Origin of the sequence: Nakamurella multipartita DSM 44233 (assembly GCF_000024365.1) — a bacterium.
Lineage (GTDB): Bacteria > Actinomycetota > Actinomycetes > Mycobacteriales > Nakamurellaceae > Nakamurella > Nakamurella multipartita.
The window spans coordinates 783,814-799,625 of sequence record NC_013235.1 but is presented as its reverse complement, the minus strand read 5'-3'; the positions used below and the strand labels follow the sequence as shown (position 1 = coordinate 799,625).

Annotated in this window: 17 protein-coding genes; 8 read left to right on the top strand and 9 right to left on the bottom strand. The window is 72.5% G+C overall.

Annotation, left to right across the window (positions count from 1 at the left end):
* Window positions 1-1,202: 1,202 nt before the first annotated feature.
* On the bottom strand, window positions 1,203-1,967 hold the full coding sequence (locus NAMU_RS03615) for a hypothetical protein (RefSeq protein WP_015746057.1): 765 nt from the start codon (window positions 1,965-1,967) through the stop codon (window positions 1,203-1,205).
* Window positions 1,968-2,203: 236 nt separating this feature from the next.
* Between NAMU_RS03615 and acs the strand changes: the two genes are divergently transcribed.
* From acs to NAMU_RS03595, 4 genes are all read left to right on the top strand, one after another.
* Window positions 2,204-4,171 carry an acetate--CoA ligase gene (gene acs / locus NAMU_RS03610; RefSeq protein ID WP_015746056.1) on the top strand — a complete coding sequence of 656 codons (1,968 nt, stop codon included), beginning with the start codon at window positions 2,204-2,206 and terminating at the stop codon, window positions 4,169-4,171.
* A 95-nt stretch (window positions 4,172-4,266) separates the two neighbouring features.
* Window positions 4,267-5,676, top strand: coding sequence for a glucose-6-phosphate dehydrogenase (locus NAMU_RS03605; protein ID WP_015746055.1), 1,410 nt, complete (start codon window positions 4,267-4,269; stop codon window positions 5,674-5,676).
* A gap of 262 nt (window positions 5,677-5,938) precedes the next feature.
* Window positions 5,939-6,415 (top strand): phage holin family protein, encoded by a 477-nt coding sequence (locus NAMU_RS03600; protein WP_015746054.1) that lies wholly within the window; start codon window positions 5,939-5,941, stop codon window positions 6,413-6,415.
* Between the two features lie 187 nt (window positions 6,416-6,602).
* Window positions 6,603-7,415: an alpha/beta fold hydrolase gene (locus NAMU_RS03595; RefSeq protein ID WP_015746053.1), complete on the top strand. Its 813-nt coding sequence runs from the start codon at window positions 6,603-6,605 to the stop codon at window positions 7,413-7,415.
* On the opposite strand, the gene NAMU_RS03590 is transcribed toward NAMU_RS03595, so the two are convergent.
* The 3 genes from NAMU_RS03590 to nth are packed head-to-tail and all read right to left on the bottom strand — an operon-like array spanning window position 7,416 to window position 10,193.
* Complete coding sequence (locus tag NAMU_RS03590) at window positions 7,416-8,609, bottom strand: MarP family serine protease (protein ID WP_015746052.1); 1,194 nt, start codon at window positions 8,607-8,609, stop codon at window positions 7,416-7,418.
* 28 nt (window positions 8,610-8,637) lie between these two features.
* Window positions 8,638-9,342, bottom strand: coding sequence for an NUDIX hydrolase (locus NAMU_RS03585; protein ID WP_015746051.1), 705 nt, complete (start codon window positions 9,340-9,342; stop codon window positions 8,638-8,640).
* The gene (gene nth, locus NAMU_RS03580; RefSeq protein ID WP_015746050.1) at window positions 9,339-10,193 is read right to left on the bottom strand and encodes an endonuclease III; all 855 of its coding nucleotides are present in this window, start codon (window positions 10,191-10,193) and stop codon (window positions 9,339-9,341) included. The genes NAMU_RS03585 and nth overlap by 4 nt, the downstream gene beginning before the upstream one ends.
* Window positions 10,194-10,311: 118 nt before the next feature.
* Between nth and NAMU_RS03575 the strand changes: the two genes are divergently transcribed.
* Window positions 10,312-10,578: a hypothetical protein gene (locus NAMU_RS03575; protein ID WP_015746049.1), complete on the top strand. Its 267-nt coding sequence runs from the start codon at window positions 10,312-10,314 to the stop codon at window positions 10,576-10,578.
* A 190-nt stretch (window positions 10,579-10,768) separates the two neighbouring features.
* Window positions 10,769-11,443 carry a Crp/Fnr family transcriptional regulator gene (locus tag NAMU_RS03570; protein WP_015746048.1) on the top strand — a complete coding sequence of 225 codons (675 nt, stop codon included), beginning with the start codon at window positions 10,769-10,771 and terminating at the stop codon, window positions 11,441-11,443.
* A 40-nt stretch (window positions 11,444-11,483) separates the two neighbouring features.
* Here NAMU_RS03570 and NAMU_RS03565 read toward each other — a convergent pair whose 3' ends face one another.
* From NAMU_RS03565 to NAMU_RS03555, 3 genes are read right to left on the bottom strand one after another with little or no spacing between them, the layout of a single operon-like run.
* On the bottom strand, window positions 11,484-12,329 hold the full coding sequence (locus NAMU_RS03565; RefSeq protein ID WP_015746047.1) for a putative RNA methyltransferase: 846 nt from the start codon (window positions 12,327-12,329) through the stop codon (window positions 11,484-11,486).
* Window positions 12,326-13,138 carry an MBL fold metallo-hydrolase gene (locus NAMU_RS03560; protein ID WP_015746046.1) on the bottom strand — a complete coding sequence of 271 codons (813 nt, stop codon included), beginning with the start codon at window positions 13,136-13,138 and terminating at the stop codon, window positions 12,326-12,328. Before NAMU_RS03560 ends, NAMU_RS03565 begins: the two co-directional genes overlap by 4 nt.
* Entirely contained in the window at window positions 13,135-13,878 is a 744-nt protein-coding gene (locus NAMU_RS03555) for an NUDIX hydrolase (protein WP_015746045.1), read from the bottom strand. Before NAMU_RS03555 ends, NAMU_RS03560 begins: the two co-directional genes overlap by 4 nt.
* Before the next feature lie 34 nt (window positions 13,879-13,912).
* On the opposite strand from NAMU_RS03555, the gene NAMU_RS03550 reads away from it, so the two are divergent.
* A complete protein-coding gene (locus NAMU_RS03550) occupies window positions 13,913-14,767 on the top strand; it encodes an MBL fold metallo-hydrolase (protein ID WP_015746044.1) in 855 nt (284 codons plus the stop codon).
* 9 nt (window positions 14,768-14,776) lie between these two features.
* Here NAMU_RS03550 and NAMU_RS03545 read toward each other — a convergent pair whose 3' ends face one another.
* Window positions 14,777-15,235 (bottom strand): RidA family protein, encoded by a 459-nt coding sequence (locus NAMU_RS03545; protein ID WP_015746043.1) that lies wholly within the window; start codon window positions 15,233-15,235, stop codon window positions 14,777-14,779.
* The gene (locus NAMU_RS30340; protein ID WP_015746042.1) at window positions 15,232-15,408 is read right to left on the bottom strand and encodes a hypothetical protein; all 177 of its coding nucleotides are present in this window, start codon (window positions 15,406-15,408) and stop codon (window positions 15,232-15,234) included. The genes NAMU_RS03545 and NAMU_RS30340 overlap by 4 nt, the downstream gene beginning before the upstream one ends.
* Before the next feature lie 108 nt (window positions 15,409-15,516).
* Between NAMU_RS30340 and NAMU_RS29735 the strand changes: the two genes are divergently transcribed.
* Window positions 15,517-15,771: a hypothetical protein gene (locus tag NAMU_RS29735; RefSeq protein WP_015746041.1), complete on the top strand. Its 255-nt coding sequence runs from the start codon at window positions 15,517-15,519 to the stop codon at window positions 15,769-15,771.
* Window positions 15,772-15,812: the final 41 nt, after the last annotated feature.

Sequence of the window (15,812 nt, the reverse complement as noted above, 5' to 3'; positions counted from 1 at the left end):
GCGCGAGAATGTGGACAGAATTCGGACATGTGGATGGACCGGCCACCGCGTGGATTGGATCACCGAGCCGATCGGCCAGACCGCCGCGAACCGCGGCGCGAGATCAGCTGTCCTGGCGTGCCCGACGGCCGACGAAACGGCCGGAGTTAGAGGGCGGCCCCCGCCAGGGGGGAGGGCGGGGGCCGCAAGGGTTCAGCTCCGGGGGGTTGAGCTGAACCGAAGTCGGTTCCGGGGGGGTGGAAACCGACTCCCTCACTGTAGACCCGTGAACGCCGGTTCGTCACGTGTTCGCTCCGGGCATGTGTCAGAAGATCTTCATTCCCGATACCGCCAGACTCAATCGGGTGCATCTGAATCGGTCAGGGCCGTCCACGGGTGGATGGCAGGTTGCCGTGGCTCGCCCACCCGGGTATCACTGACTCAGGGACCCCCGAAGGGCCAAGGGCCAGGTGAAGAGAAACCCGGTCAACCCCCTCCGGAGCTCCCCGCGCAGACCCCGGAACCCACTCACCGCTATAAGCCGCGGGAGGTACGTCGTCAGGGACCTCCACGAAGGACGTGGGGCCCGTTCACGACGAGTTGTGGTGAAGCTTGGTAGCTGGTCAGCCTGCGCAGACGGCGCCCGACCCTAGGTCGGGCGCCGTCTTTCGTCTCCGGCTTCGATCCTGCGAACCGACCCCGCGGACCTCCCGGGTGAGCACCACCGAAGGGTCGCCGCCGGCCCGGCGGTCGGCCCCGGGCGACGAGCGAGCAGGCCCAGCCGCGGCCCCGGGAAACGTTTCTCCGGCGGTCGCCCGACCCGACCCGACCCGACCCGATCGGGGCCGCCGGAACCGGTGGTTTTCCTGCGCCCGCCGTCGGAGTGATCGTCACGAAACGACAAGTCATCCTCATCACCCACGAGAAATTCACCCGAACAGACGTAGCCCTCATCACGCCTTTCCGGGGTCGCGTCACCACACGGAGTGACAATGAGTGACCCTATGCATGCGCATCGGCGTGCCGATTGTCCGTGCCGGGAAATGGGCGAATCCCTTTTCGCCCGCATGGACCCGCGCCGGCCAACGGCATTGGCATTTTCATTTGCAGAGGGAACGATTTCCGGGTTGCGCAATTCGGATCGTCGCCTGTCCGGTTCGCCCGATCGTGGCTGATTCGTCCGAACTGGTGCCCCGGTGGGTGCGGGTTGATGACCGCCCGCGTCACGACGCGGTCGACGCCAGCGTCCCGGCCTCGGCGGCCCCCTGGGTCAGTGCGGCGCAGACCTGCACGACCCAGGCGTCCAGGCCGGCCGAGCCGCCCTCGGCATAGTCGCGCAGCCCGGTCCGGTAGCGGGCGATCGACCGCAGGTGGGCCACCTCGGGCACGGCCAACCCGGCGGGGTCCAGCCCGGTGGCCACCATCGTCAGCCGGGCCGCCGCCCGGGCGACGACGGCGTCGGCCGAGCCGAACGGGGCCAGGGTGGCCAACTCGCCGTGCACGATCGCCACCAGCACCGGGGCCGGCCACGTCGAACGCACCACCAGATCCGACAGGGCCGCCAGCCGGCCGCTGACCAGGTCGGGCCGGGCCGGGTCGACCCGCGGGCGCCCGAGCTCGGGCTCGGCAACCAGATCGGCGGCGGCCAGGGTATGCAACCGGGCCAGCACCTGCCGCGGGGCACGCCGCCAGGTCCCGGACAGACCGCCCAGCCCGGCGGCCACCCGCACGGCGCCGGCCAGCACCGGGTCGGTGATCGCGACGTCCTGCGGATCCAGGGCCAGCGGCACCCCCTCCAACGCCGCCGACGCCCGGGCCGCCCGCATCGCCGCGGCGGCCGCCACCCGTCCGGTCCGGTCACGCACCCCCCGCGGTCCGTTCAGCCGCGCGAGCGCCGACCGGGCCGCGTCCACGGCCGCCGCCACCGGACCCTCCGCGGCCGGCCAGGACGGGTCGGCCGCCGCCGCCTGCACCCACGGTGCCGTCATCGTTTCTCCTGCCTGCGGGCCGGCCGGGCGGCCCGGCGGGCACGCCCGTCGTGCCGGAGCTGCCGTCTACCGCACCACACCTGCCGCCCAGCGACGGGACGTGGCACCCTGGTCCGCGCACGGTTACGTTCGAGCGGCATTTTGCACCTCTCGGACGACCTGATGACCAGCCCTCGGCTGCGTGCTGGAACAGGACAGCCGTCACCCGACATCGCCGTCACCCGAGGAGACACTCTGTGAGCGACACGAGTTCCCAGACCCTGGACAACCTGCTGGCCGAGGACCGGACGTTCCCGCCATCGGCGGAGTTCGCCGCGCAGGCCAATCTGCAGGCCGAAGCCTACGAGCGCGCAGCCGCCGACCCCGACGCCTTCTGGGCCGAGCAGGCCAACCGCCTGTCCTGGAGCACCCCGTTCAGCACCGTGCTGGACTGGTCGGACGCCCCACACGCCAAGTGGTTCGCCGACGGCAAGCTCAACGTGGCCTACAACTGCGTCGACCGGCACGTCGAGGCCGGCAACGGCGAGACCGTGGCCATTCACTGGGAGGGCGAGCCCGGCGACACCCGGACCATCACCTACGCCCAGCTGCAGGTCGAGGTGGCCAAGACCGCCAACGCGCTGAGTTCGCTCGGTCTGCAGGCCGGCGACCGGGTGGCCATCTACCTGCCGATGATTCCCGAGGCGATCTTCTCCATGCTGGCCTGCGCCCGCCTGGGCCTGGCCCACTCGGTGGTCTTCGCCGGCTTCTCCGCCGAGGCCCTGCGCTCGCGAATCGGCGACGCGCAGGCCCGGCTGGTCATCACCGCCGACGGCCAGTACCGGCGCGGCACCGCGGTGCCGCTGAAGAACGCCGTCGACGAAGCGGTCGCGGCCGACGACTCGCCGGTGGAGAACGTGCTGGTGGTTCGCCGCACCGGCCTGGACATCGCCTGGACCGGCAAGGATCTGTGGTGGGACGAGCTGGTCGACGGGCAGGGCGAGCAGCACACGCCGGAGGCGTTCGACGCCGAGCAACCGCTGTTCATCCTGTACACCTCGGGCACCACCGGTAAGCCCAAGGGGATCCTGCACACCTCCGGCGGCTACCTCACCCAGGCGGCGTACACCCACTGGGCCGTTTTCGACTACAAGCCCGGCGACGTCTACTGGTGCACCGCCGACATCGGCTGGGTGACCGGCCACTCGTACATCGTCTACGGGCCGCTGGCCAACGGGGCGACCGAGGTCATCTACGAAGGCACGCCGAACTCTCCGCACGAGGGCCGGCACTGGGAGATCATCAACAAGTACGGCGTGTCCATCTACTACACCGCGCCCACCCTGATCCGCACGTTCATGAAGTGGGGCGCGGACATCCCGGCCAAATACGACCTGGGTTCGCTGCGGGTGTTGGGCAGCGTCGGCGAACCGATCAACCCCGAGGCCTGGATGTGGTACCGGCTGCACGTCGGCCACGACCGCTGCCCGATCGTGGACACCTGGTGGCAGACCGAGACCGGGGCCATCATGATCTCGCCGCTGCCCGGCGTCACCGCCAGCAAGCCGGGGTCGGCGATGACCCCGTTGCCCGGCATCAGCGCCACCATCGTCAACGACGAGGGTGTGCCGGTCGGCAAGGGCGAGGGCGGCTACCTGGTGGTCGACCGGCCGTGGCCGTCCATGCTGCGCACGATTTTCGGCGACGACGAGCGCTACCGCGACACCTACTGGTCCCGGTTCGCCAGCCACGGGTACTACTTCGCCGGCGACGGCGCCAAGTACGACAGTGACGGCGCCCTGTGGCTGCTGGGCCGGGTCGACGACGTGATGAACGTGTCCGGGCACCGCATCTCGACCACCGAGGTGGAATCCGCGCTGGTCTCCCACGAATCGGTGGCCGAGGCCGCCGTGGTCGGCGCGGCCGACGAGATGACCGGCCAGGGCATCGTCGCGTTCGTGATCTTGCGCGGGGCCACCGACAGCGCCGATACCGAGGCCCTGGTCGAGACGCTCAAGAAGCACGTGGCCAAGGAGATCGGGCCGATCGCCAAGCCCAAGCGGATCCTGGTGGTGCCCGAGCTGCCCAAAACCCGCTCCGGCAAGATCATGCGCCGGCTGCTGCGCGACATCGCCGAGAACCGGGCCGTGGGCGATGCGACCACTCTGCAGGACTCCAACGTGCTGAACCTGATCTCGTCGGGCCTGTCCGGCGGCAAGTCCTGACCTGAGGTGACCGACCGGCGCACGATCACCCCGCGCGGGTGACACGTGCGCCGGTCGCAGCACGCGCCGATCGTCGCAGCGGTACCGTCACCGCCATGGCCCAGCTGACCGCCCCCGACGCCCCGGTGATCATCGTGCTTTTCGGAGCAACCGGGGACTTGGCCAAACGAATGGTGCTGCCGGCGTTCTACACGCTGGCCGAGCAGCACCTGATGCCCGAGAACTACCTGCTGATCGGCACCGGCCGCGGTCAGGTCTCCGACGAGCAGTTCGCCCAGCACATCCACGACGCCCTCACCGAGTTCGCCACCGCCCCCCAGCCGGACGAGTGGGCCCGGTTCAGCTCCCGGGTGCGGTTCGCCGGCGGCGGGTTCACCGTCGACGATCCGGGCGAGCTGGTCGACGCAGTCGCCCGGGCCCGCCAGGACCTGGGCGAGAACGCTCAGCTGATCAACTATCTCGCGGTGCCACCGGTCGCCTTCCAGGGGTTCACCGCGGCCATCGGCGCGCACGGGCTGGCCAAGGGCTGCCGGGCCGTCTACGAGAAGCCGTTCGGCAGCTCCCCCAGCGACTTCCGCACGCTCAACGCCGCGGTGCACGAGGTCCTGGACGAGTCGCAGGTGTACCGGATCGATCATTTCCTGGGCAAGGAGGCGACCCAGGACCTGCATGTGCTGCGCTTTGCCAACAGCCTGTTCGCGGGTGCCTGGAACGCCGAGCACATCGAGTCGGTCCAGATCGACGCGCCGGAGAACCTGGACATCGACGACCGGGCCGGCTTCTACGACGCGACCGGCGCCATGCTCGACATGATGATCACCCACCTGTTCCAGGTGGCCGCCGAGGTGGCCATGGAACAGCCGGCCAGCATGGACGCGGACGACCTGCAGTCCGCCCGCGAGGAGGTCATCGGCTGCTTCCGGCCGCTGGACCCGGCCGAGGTCGTGCTCGGCCAGTACGACGGGTACCGCGAGGTCAAGGGGATCGCCCCCGACTCGACCACCGACACCTTCGTCGCCGCCCGGATGTGGGTGGACAACGACCGCTGGCGCGGGGTGCCGTTCCTGATGCGCACCGGCAAGCGGATGGCCGCGTCCACCCAGCGGGTGAGCGTGGTCTTCAAGGCGCCGGCCAGCACCCCGTTCCCGATCCCGGCCGACGGCGGCGTGCTGTCGTTCTCGCTGGCCGGCAACGGCGCGGTCGATCTGTCCATGGTGGTCAAGGAGCCCGGACCGGGGCTGTCCCTGGTGATCAGTGACGCCTCCATCGTGCTCGGGGACGTGGAGGGCGCCGACGCGCTGCCGCCGTACGTCCGGCTGATCCACGACGTGCTGATCGGCGACCGGTCGCTGTTCACCCGGCCGGACGGGCTGGCCAGCGCCTGGAACGTGCTGCAACCGGTGCTGGACCATCGACCGGCCGTGCAGCCGTACCCGCAGGGCAGCTGGGGACCGGCCGCGGCGGCGCAGCTGGCGGCCCCCGGACGGTGGCTGCTCGGCCAGTGATCCGGTCGCCGATCGTGGCCGCCAAACTGCCCCTGGGTGGAATCGGCGGCCCTGCGGCGCACCGGCCCGGCCCGGGCATGGCACGATGAACCCCGCCACGGCCGCTTCCGGCCCACCCACGGGTGATCGGAGCCGGGCCGGGGTACCAGCAGATCGGTGACCCTGCGCGACCCGGGACTGAACAGCAGCCCCGGACCGCGGGCAGGACGCCAGCCCCGACCGGGTGACCGGTCGGACCGTCGAGGAGTGTAGGAGAGGGTTTGTGACGACTCCGGGGAGCCCGACGCCGCCGAACCAGTTCACCGTTCCCGGTTCGACCGGGGCGCAGATCCCGCTGGTCACCGAGCCCACCATCGACCGCAACGCGTCGATGGGTGAACTGGTCAAAGACGTCACCACGCACATGTCGACCCTGGTCCGCTCGGAGATCGAGCTGGCCAAGCTGGAGATCACCCAGACGGTCAAGACCGGGGCCACCGGCGGCGCGTTCTTCGCCGTCGCCGGTGTCATCGGGGCGTTCTCGATGTTCTTCTTCTGGTTCATGGTCGCCTGGATCCTGGCCATCTGGCTGCCGGTCTGGGCCGCGTTCACCATCGTGTTCGTGGTCATGGTGCTGATGGCCGGGCTGTTCGCGTTCCTGGGCCTGCGCAAGGTCAAGAAGGTGCGCAAGCCGGAGAAGACGATCGCTTCCCTGGAAGCCACGGCGGCCGCCCTGAAGACCGCGGCCACCGGTTCCTGACCCCGATCGGACCGGCAATCTGTCCAGCGCTCCCGAACCCGATGAGGCCGGCTCGGCCGCGGCCGATCCGACCGCGCCGAAACCCATCGGCTCGTCCATCCGGGACGAGGGGCCGTGGGAGCACCGGGACATCAGCGCCAACGGCATCCGCTTTCACATCGCCGAGGCCGGTACCGGGCCCCTGGTCGTGCTGCTGCACGGGTTCGGGCAGTACTGGCGGTCCTGGCGGTATCAGATCCCCGGGCTGGCCCAGGCCGGCTTCCGGGTGGTCGCCCCGGACCTGCGCGGCTACGGGGACAGCGACAAGACCCCCCGCGGGTACGACGCCTTCACCCTGGCCGACGACGTCGCCGGGTTGGTCCGTTCGCTGGGTGAGCGGGACGCGGTGCTGGTCGGGCACGGCTACGGCGGCGTGACCGCGTTCAACACCGCGGTGATGAAGCCGGACCAGGTGCGCGGCGTGGTCGCGATCGCGGCGCCGCACCCGATCCGGATGGCCAAGGTGCGCCGGCCCGTCCGCTCCGACCGGTACGGGCGACTGCTGTCCTGGGCGTCCATTCCCTTCTACCCCGAGCACCGGTTGGCCGCGGCGAACGGTGCCCTGCTGGAACGCATCGTGCGCTCGCAGTCCGGGCCGGTCTGGAAGGCCTCGCGCGACTTCGGCGAGACGATGGCCAAGATGCGGCTGGCGATCCGGATCCCGGGGGCGGCCCGCGGCGCGGTCGAGCACCTGCGGTGGGTGGCCCGCTCGCCGCTGCGCCATGACGGCCACCAGCACCGCGAGGCGCTGACCCGGCCGGTCACCGCGCCGGTCCTGCACATGGTCGGTGACGCCGACCGGTTCACGCCGGCCTCGTCGCTGACCGACGCCCGCGAGCAGTGCACCGGTTGGTACACCCTGTCCACCGTGCGCGGGGTGGGCCACTACCCGGCCGAGGAGGCCCCCGACCTGGTGACCCGGCTGATCATCGCCCACGCCACCCGGGCGCAACAGCCCTGATCAGGCGGCCGTACAGCTCTGGGTCGAGGCGGCGGTGTCGTCGACCAGCCCGGCCTGCACCACCGGAGCCACCTCGGCCGCGGTGAGCGCGAACCCGACGTCGGTCTCGTCGATCGCCGCGCCGAAGATCACCCCGAGCACGCTGCCGTCGGGGGCCAGCAACGGGCCCCCGGAGTTGCCCGGCTGCACCTGCGCCCGCAGCGTGTAGACCTCACGGGTCACCGTGGCGTTGGAGTAGATGTTCGGCCCGCGCAGCTGGATCACCGACCGCACCCGGGCCGGGACCAGTGTGTACGGGCCGTCCAGCGGGAACCCGGCGACCACGGCGTCCGAGCCGGACGCCGCCGGCTGCTCCGCCCAGGGCAGGGCCGGGGCACTCAGGTCGGGCACGTCCAGCACGGCCAGGTCGGTCTGCGGGTCGTACAGCACGACCGTGGCCCGCAGATTGCCGTCGGCCGATTCCACCACCGCGCGGTCGGAGCCGGCCACGACGTGCGCGTTGGTCAGCACCTTGCCCGGTCCGATGACGAAACCGGTGCCTTCCATCCGGCGCGCGCACGACTCGGCTGTCGCCCGCACCTTCAGGATCGAGTTCGCGGCGGCTGCCACCCCGCTGGCGGCGACCACCTGCTGGTCGGGCGGGTCGACCGCGGTGTTCGGGGTGGGCGCGAGCGGATCCAGGATGGCCGGGAACCCGGACCCGTTGAACACCTCGCGCAGCCGGATGGACAGGTCCTGCGCTTGGCTCGGGATGACCTCATCGACCTTGCCGAGCACGGCCGAGCCGCGGATGGCCGAGGACAGCCAGGGGAACGGCACGGCGGCCAGCGGCACCGCGATCAGCCAGATCACCAGCAGCACGGCCAGCGCGTTGCCGAACAGCCCGAGCGTGCGGTCGACGGCCTGCGCCGGCCGCCAGCTGATCTTGCGCGAGATCGCCCGGCCGACCGTGGCCCCGGCGATCTCGCCGACGCCCACCCCGACGATCACGCAGGCGATGCCGATGGCGATCTTGGCCGTCGAGTCCTGGACCAGGTCCATCACCATCGGCGCCAGCCAGATCGCCACGATCGCCCCGGCCACCGCGGTGACCAGGGTGAACATCGCGGTGATGAAGCCCTGCCGGTAGCCGGCGATCGCCGCGGCGACCACCAGCAGCACGACGATCACGTCGACGACGGTGAAGCCGGTCATGACCGGCCCACCGACTGGCCCGGGCCGCTCACCGGACGTCCGAAAGGTCGAAGAGCCGATCCCGGTCCCACGGCCGGGCCCAGCCGCCCAGGTCCAGCAGCGAGTCCACCAGCCCGGCGGTGAAACCCCACACCAGCAGGTCAGCCACCCGGAACGCCGGGCCCATCCAGCCGTTGGACAGCCGGACCTGGCCGCGGTTGGCCGGATCGGACAGCTCGCTGACCGGGACCCGGGCGACCGTGGCCGTCTCGGCCGGGTCGACCGCGCGCACCTCGCCGGGTTCGCGCCAGTAGGCCAGCACGGGGCTGACCAGGAAGCTCGACGGCGCCAGGAACAGCTCGGGCAGCAGCGCGACCGGCAGCACCGAGGCCGGGTCGACCCCGGTCTCCTCGAAGCTCTCGCGCAGCGCGGCGGTCACCGCGTCCTCGCCCGGGTCGTTGGCCCCGCCCGGGAACGCCGGCTGGCCGGCGTGCGAGCGCATGGTCGCCGAGCGCTGCGTGAGCAGCAGATCCGGCCCGGCCGGGCCGTCGGCGAACAGCATCAACACGGCGCCGCGCCGCGCCGACGCCGGGGCCGCCCCGCCCAGCCGGGCGATCGGCCCCGGCAACCGGCGACCGTCCACCGCCTGGATCAGGGTCTGCATCCACGCCGGCAGCCCGGTCGCCTCGGCCCGATCGGCGATCAGCCGCCGGCCGACCAGCCGCGGCTCGCCCGCCCCGCCGTCCTGGTTCACGCCAGACCGACCATCGCCAATAGATGCGGACGCTCGGCCCCGACCACCAACGCGGCGGCCGCCTCCGGCTCGACCACGCCTGCCCCCGCCCCGTAGGCCGGGCACAGCGGCGCCAGGAAGCAGGCCCCGCAGGCCGGCTTCTTGGCGTGGCACACCCGTCGGCCGTGGAAGATCGTGCGATCGGAGAACGCGGTCCACTGGGCCCGGGGCAGCTGCTCGTTCAGCTCGGCCTCGATCTTGACCGGGTCGGTCTGGGTGGTCAGCCCCCAGCGGGTGACCAGCCGGGCCATGTGGGTGTCCACGGTGATGCCGGGAACGCCGAAGGCGTGGCCCAGCACCACGTTCGCGGTCTTGCGGCCGAAACCGGGCAGTGTGACCAGGTCGGCCAGCGTGGAGGGCAGTTCGCCGTCGAACCGCTCGACCAGGGCCTGACCCAGACCGATCAACGAGGAGGTCTTGTTCCGGAAGAAGCCGGTGGACTTGATCAGCTCCTCCAGCTCGGACCGGGACGCCGACGCGTAGTCGGCCGCGCTGCGGTAGCGGGCGAACAGGGCCGGCGTGACCAGGTTGACCCGGGCGTCGGTGGACTGGGCGGACAGGATGGTGGCGACGGCCAGTTCCAGCGGGGTGGTGAAGTCCAGTTCGCAGTGGGCGTCCGGATAGCCCAGCGCGAGCTGGCCGGCCAGTTGCCGGGCCCGGCGGGTACGCGCCAGCGGGGTGGCCGGGGCCTTGGCCCGTCGCCCGGACGGGGCCTTTCGTGCCGACGGTCCGGACGGCACGGCCGACCCGCCGGCCACCGGTTCCGGGTCCGTCCTGAGCGCGCTGTTGACCACGCTGCCAGGTTGCCACATGGGTACGACGTTCCTGGCCCGCGCCGGTTGTCCGGTTCCCGCCGGCTCGGGCGGCGACGACCCGCGGGGGCGGCGCCGGCTGCGAACCGGCCCGGCGATGGGGAATGATGGAGCCACCATGACGGTCTTCCTGGTGCTGCTGATCCCGCTCCTGCTGATGGTGTTCGCCCTGCTGATGGAGCGGCTCGAGCGACGCCTGAAGACGGCCACGGTCAGCGAGGCGGACGTGCAGGAGTTCCTGGACACGGCCAAGCCCGAAGAGGTCAACACCTTCATCCGCGAGGGCTGGACCAAGGCCTTTGCCAAGTTCCGCCTGCGCCGCCGCCCGCGGCTGCGTCGCCGGCATCGGGACGGCGTCAAGGACGCGGGCGCGGCCGACGTCTGAGCGGGCCGACCGCCCTGATCACCGGCCGCGGCGCGGGCTGGTTGGTGATCATCGATCCCACCTGCCGGGACACCCGCACGTCGAACGAGAGCGCCCGGCCCCGACCCCCTAGACTGTGCTGTGCGTCTCAGCCGGAGCCGCCGACCTGGTCTCCGGCTGCCCCGTCGGGGGAATGAATCAGGAGGACAGGGTGGAAGAAACGCTCGCGAAGGCCGGGATCTTCCAAGGGGTGGACCCGGATGCAGCGGCGGCCCTGGCTTCGCAGTTGGAGACGGTCGAGTACGCCCGCGGCAGCGCGATCTTCTCCGAGGGAGAGCTCGGGGACCGGCTGTTCATCATCCTGTCCGGCAAGGTCAAGCTGGGCCGGCACTCCCCGGACGGCCGGGAAAATCTGCTCGCGGTGATGGGCCCGTCGGACATGTTCGGCGAGCTGTCGGTGTTCGACCCGGGCCCGCGGACCTCGTCGGCGACGGCGGTCACCGACGTCCGGCTCGGCACCATGGACCGCGACGGCCTGCGGGAATGGATCAACAAGCGTCCCGAGATCGCCGAGCAGCTGCTGCGGGTCCTGGCCCGCCGGCTGCGCCGCACCAACAACGCGCTGGCCGACCTGATCTTCACCGATGTGCCAGGCCGGGTGGCCAAGGCGCTGCTGCAGCTGGCCCGCCAGTTCGGGCAGCAGGAGGGCGGCCACCTGCGCGTCACTCACGACCTGACCCAGGAGGAGCTGGCCCAGCTGGTCGGCGCCTCCCGGGAGACCGTGAACAAGGCCCTGGCCGACTTCGGGCACCGCGGCTGGCTGCGCCTGGAGGGCAAGAGCGTGGTCCTGCTGGACACCGAACGGCTGGTCCGCCGGGCCCGCTGAACCACCCCGCCGGGCCGGACCGGCCCCACGCGGGGCCACCTCACGGCCGGGTGAACACGCTGACCGTGACGGCCATGGTCACCTCGGTGACCTCCGGAATGCGCGCGACCGCGTCCCGTCGCGCCGGCTCGGGCAGGTGGTAGGTCGACGGGCCCATCCGGATCAGCCGGTCCACGTCCTGGCGCCCCAGCCGCATCCGGTGCCGGACCGGGGTCGTCCCCGCGGGGCGCATCACCCGGCCCAGGGTGTCCCGCAACCGGGCCGCCTTGTCCGCGTCGACGGCCAGCAACCCGATGTGCACGCGCAGCTCGGCCTGGTGCCCAGGGTCGGGCGTCAGGACGACCAGGCGCCCACCGGGCCGCAGGATCCGGGCGATCTCGTCCGGATCCCGGGGCGCGAACACGTTGAGCACGGTCCCGATCGAGCCGTCGCGCACCGGCAATCGGGACCACGCGTCGGCGACCACCGCACCCACCCGTGGATGCACCCGAGCCGCTCGGCGGGCCGCACAGGTCGAGGTGTCCACGGCCACCCCGATCGTGTCCGGGGTGCCGGCCTCGACCACGGCCCGCAGGTGATGGCCGGTGCCGGCCCCCAGGTCGAGCACCGGCCCGCCGCCGGCGGCGGCCACGATCGCCGCCGTCATCGGCGCGAAGTGCCCGGCGTCCAGGAACTGTTGCCGGGCCGCGACCATGTCCGCGGTGTCGCCGGTGTCCGTCCGGGAGGTCCGGCCGAGCAGGGTCAGGTGGCCGCCCCGGGCGATGTCGAAGCGGTGCCCGGCCTCGCAGCCGACGCTCTCCCCGGCCCGCTCCAGCGGCTGCGCGCAGAGCGGACAGGCCAGCACCGGCAGGACGGCCGCCAGGCCGGCCCGGCGCGGGTCGGTCACCGGCCGCCCGGGGCACGCAGGTAGCCCAGCTGGGCGGCGACCGAGTGTTCGGCCGCCCGGCGCACCGAGACGTCGACATCGTGGTAGACGAAGTCCGTCACCGCGGCCACGTCGGCGTCCGCGCCCAGCTGCACCAGCGCGGCCCGGATCTGATCCAGCCGCTGTTCCCGGTGGGCCAGGTAAGCGGCGGCGAGGGCCTGCAGGTCGGGCTGCTGCGGGCCGTGGGCCGGCAGCACGGCCGCCCGGCCCAACGCGGCCAGCACCCGCAACGAGCCCAGATAGTCGCCCAGGCTGCCATCGGGCGGTGCGATGACCGTGGTGCCGCGACCCAGGATCGTGTCCCCGGTGAGCACCGCGCCGTGCGGCCGGTCCGGCGAGTCCGACGGCAGCCGGAAGCAGACGGAGTCGGCGGTGTGTCCGGGCGTGGCCAGCACCTCGATCGGCAGTCCGGCCGCGGCGACCAGCTCACCGTCGCGCAAGGGTTCGCCGCCCCGGCAGAAGGCCGGGTCGGCCGCCCGCACCGGTGCCCCGGTGGCTGCGGCCAGCTCGGCCGCCCCCTCGGTGTGGTCGTGGTGCCGGTGCGTGATCAGGATCAGCTCGACGTCGCCGACCGCGGCCAGCGCGTCCAGGTGTCCGGGGTCGCCCGGCCCGGGGTCGACGATCACCGACGAGCGGCCCCCGTTGCCAGACAGCACGTAGCTGTTGGTGCCGTCGAGCGTCATCGGGCCCGGGTTGGGGGCCAGGCGGACGGCGGCGTGACTGGTGACCGGGGTCAACGCGGTCCGGGGCGGACGATTCGCAGCATTCATCGGGGGACCTCCAGATCCGCGCCGGCCAGCAACCGGGCCACATCCTCGCGCCGGACCCGGATCTTGGTGACCACCCGGGGTGCGGCCAGCACCTGCTCGACCGATGCGAATGCGGCCAGGTCCGCCAGCATGACCCGGGTCGGCGGCATCAGCTTGGTCGTGCCGGCCACTGCATCGGCCAGGATGTCGGCCGGACGCCGCCACTGGCCCAGGTCGGCCTCCGTGGTCACCATCCGGGCCTGCTGCCCGGCCGGCAACGCAGCGGCAAAGAAGAAGGTGTCGTACCGGCGACCCTGCCCGGGCGGGGTCAACCAGTTCGCCCACGGCCGCAGCAGGTCGGTGCGGATGGTCAGACCGGCCCGGGCCAGCACGCCGGCCAGGCTGGCCCGACGGTCGATGATGGCGGCCCGGACGTCCTCGCCGAGCACCTCCGGGGACCCGCCGTCCCGGCTCGCCAGCAGGACCCCGGTCTCCTCGAACAGCTCGCGCACGGCGGCCACCACCAGGGCCGGGTCGGCGTCCTCGCCCAGGGCGTCGCTCCACCACTGCCGGTCCGGGCCCGCCCAGCCGATGCTCTCGTCCCGGTCCCCCGGGTCGACGCCGCCACCGGGAAAGACCGTCATCCCGGCCGCGAAGGCCATCGCCGACACCCGCCGCAGCACGAACGTCTCCAGGCCGTCCACGCCGTCGCGGACCAGCATCACGGTCGCCGCGGGCCGGATCGCCTCGGTGTCAGTCACGATGCCAACCTAGATGGCCGAGCGAGGAGGGTCGATGCACCGGAGCTGGCAGTGGGTGGTGGACGATTGCGACGTCCGGATCGGGGTGACGACGAGCCGGCGGGACCGCACCACCAGCACGCTGGTCGTCGCGGACGGCCACGCCCTGCTGGTCGACCCGTCCTGGGATCCCGACGAGCTGGCCGGGCTGGCCGCGGACGTGGCCGCCGCCGGCATCGAGGTCGCGCTCGGGTTCGCCACCCACGCCCACCACGACCACCTGCTCTGGCACCCGGCCCTGGGTTCGGCGCCCCGTCTGGCGTCGCCTGCCGTGGCCCGGCAGTGCGCGGCCGACCGCGACGCGATCGTCGCCGGCCTGGGCCCGGACTGGCCGGCCCAGCTGGCCGACCTGGTCGGACGGGTCGACGCAGTAGGCCTCGGCGCAGGAGGCCCGGACGCAGGAGGCCTCCGCGAAGGAGGGCCCGGCGCAGTGGCCGGGACGGCGCTGGATTGGCCCGGACCGGAGGTCCGGCTGCTCACCCATGACGCGCATTCCCCCGGCCACACCGCGCTCTGGCTGCCCGAACAGCGCGTCCTGATCGCCGGGGACATGCTCAGCGACGTCGAGCTGCCGCTGCTGGAGGACTCGACCCCGGCCGCGTACGCCGCCGGGCTGGCCCGGCTGCGCGAGCCGGCGGCGCAGGCCCGGGTCCTGATCCCCGGCCACGGCCGAATCGCCGCGGACGGGGCCGCGGCGCTCCGCTGGGCGGCCGACCAGGCCTATCTGAGCGCCCTGACCCGCGGCCGGACGCCGGTCGACGACCGGCTCCGGCAACCCGGCATGGCCCAGGCCCACGCGGCCAACCTGGCCACCGCCGCCGCGGAGCTCGGACCGCCGCCGGGTCGCTGAGCGAACCGGTCAGCGAACCTGAACGATCGCTTCCACCTCGACCGGCGAGCCGAGCGGCAGTTCGGCCACCCCGACCGCGGACCGGGCGTGCCGGCCGGCCTCGCCGAAGACCTCGGCCATCAGGTCGGACACCCCGTTGATCACGCCGGGCTGGCCGGTGAAGCCCTCCGCGGACGCGACGAACCCGACGATCTTGACCACCCGCTCCACCGCATCCAGGCCGACGGCCGAGTCGATGGCGGCCAGCACGTTCAGCCCGGCCAGCCGGGCGTACTCCTTGGCGTCCTCGGGCGAGACCTCGGCCCCGACCTTGCCGGTGGCCGGCAGCCGGCCGTCCACGAAGGGCAGCTGGCCCGCCGTGAACAGCAGGTTCCCGGTGCGCGCGGTCGGCAGGTAGGAACCGGCCGGGGTGGCGACCTGCGGCAGCGTGATGCCCAACTCGGCCAGGCGGGCGGACGGGCTGGTCACGACCGCTCGCGCTTGAGGTAGGCCACCAGCTGCTCCGGGTTCGGGCCCGGGACCACCTGGACCAGCTCCCACCCGTCCTCGCCCCAGGTGTCCAGGATCTGCTTGGTGGCGTGGATGAGCAACGGAACGGTGGCGTACTCGAAGGTGCGTCGGCCGGAAGTGGGAGATGACATGCCCTGACTCTAGGAGGCTTGGCCGACCGTGCCCCATGGCGGCCTCGCAAGCTTGGCCGACGTGCTCCATGGCGGCCTCGCAGGCCTGGTCCGGCCTATCCTGGCGCGGTGGTCGTCGACGGGTGGCACTGGGCCGCGGCGGTGCTGGCCGCGCTGCTGCTGGCCGTGCTGGTCCTGCTCTGGTACGACTCGCTGCGCGAGCGGCCCGGGTGGACCTTGGCCATGGCCACCAAGCGGGCACTGCCCGGCGCGCTGGTCATTCCGGCCGGGTTCGCCGCCGCGTTGCTGCTGCCGCTGTGGGTCGGCGGCGTCCTCATCCTCGTTCCGCTCGTCGCCATCGTGGTCATGGCCCTGGCCGACTGACCGGGTTCCGTCCAGCGGGCGCCGAGCCGGGCCGTCGCCGG

Bases quoted from the DNA above. Each gene is read 5' to 3' on its own strand.
- NAMU_RS03615 (WP_015746057.1), bottom strand. From the start codon at position 1,967: ATGACGGCACCGTGGGTGCAGGCGGCGGCGGCCGACCCGTCCTGGCCG.
- NAMU_RS03605 (WP_015746055.1), top strand. From the start codon at position 4,267: ATGGCCCAGCTGACCGCCCCCGACGCCCCGGTGATCATCGTGCTTTTC.
- NAMU_RS03590 (WP_015746052.1), bottom strand. From the start codon at position 8,609: ATGACCGGCTTCACCGTCGTCGACGTGATCGTCGTGCTGCTGGTGGTC.
- nth (WP_015746050.1), bottom strand. From the start codon at position 10,193: ATGTGGCAACCTGGCAGCGTGGTCAACAGCGCGCTCAGGACGGACCCG.
- NAMU_RS03575 (WP_015746049.1), top strand. From the start codon at position 10,312: ATGACGGTCTTCCTGGTGCTGCTGATCCCGCTCCTGCTGATGGTGTTC.
- NAMU_RS03560 (WP_015746046.1), bottom strand. From the start codon at position 13,138: ATGAATGCTGCGAATCGTCCGCCCCGGACCGCGTTGACCCCGGTCACC.
- NAMU_RS03550 (WP_015746044.1), top strand. From the start codon at position 13,913: ATGCACCGGAGCTGGCAGTGGGTGGTGGACGATTGCGACGTCCGGATC.
- NAMU_RS30340 (WP_015746042.1), bottom strand. From the start codon at position 15,408: ATGTCATCTCCCACTTCCGGCCGACGCACCTTCGAGTACGCCACCGTT.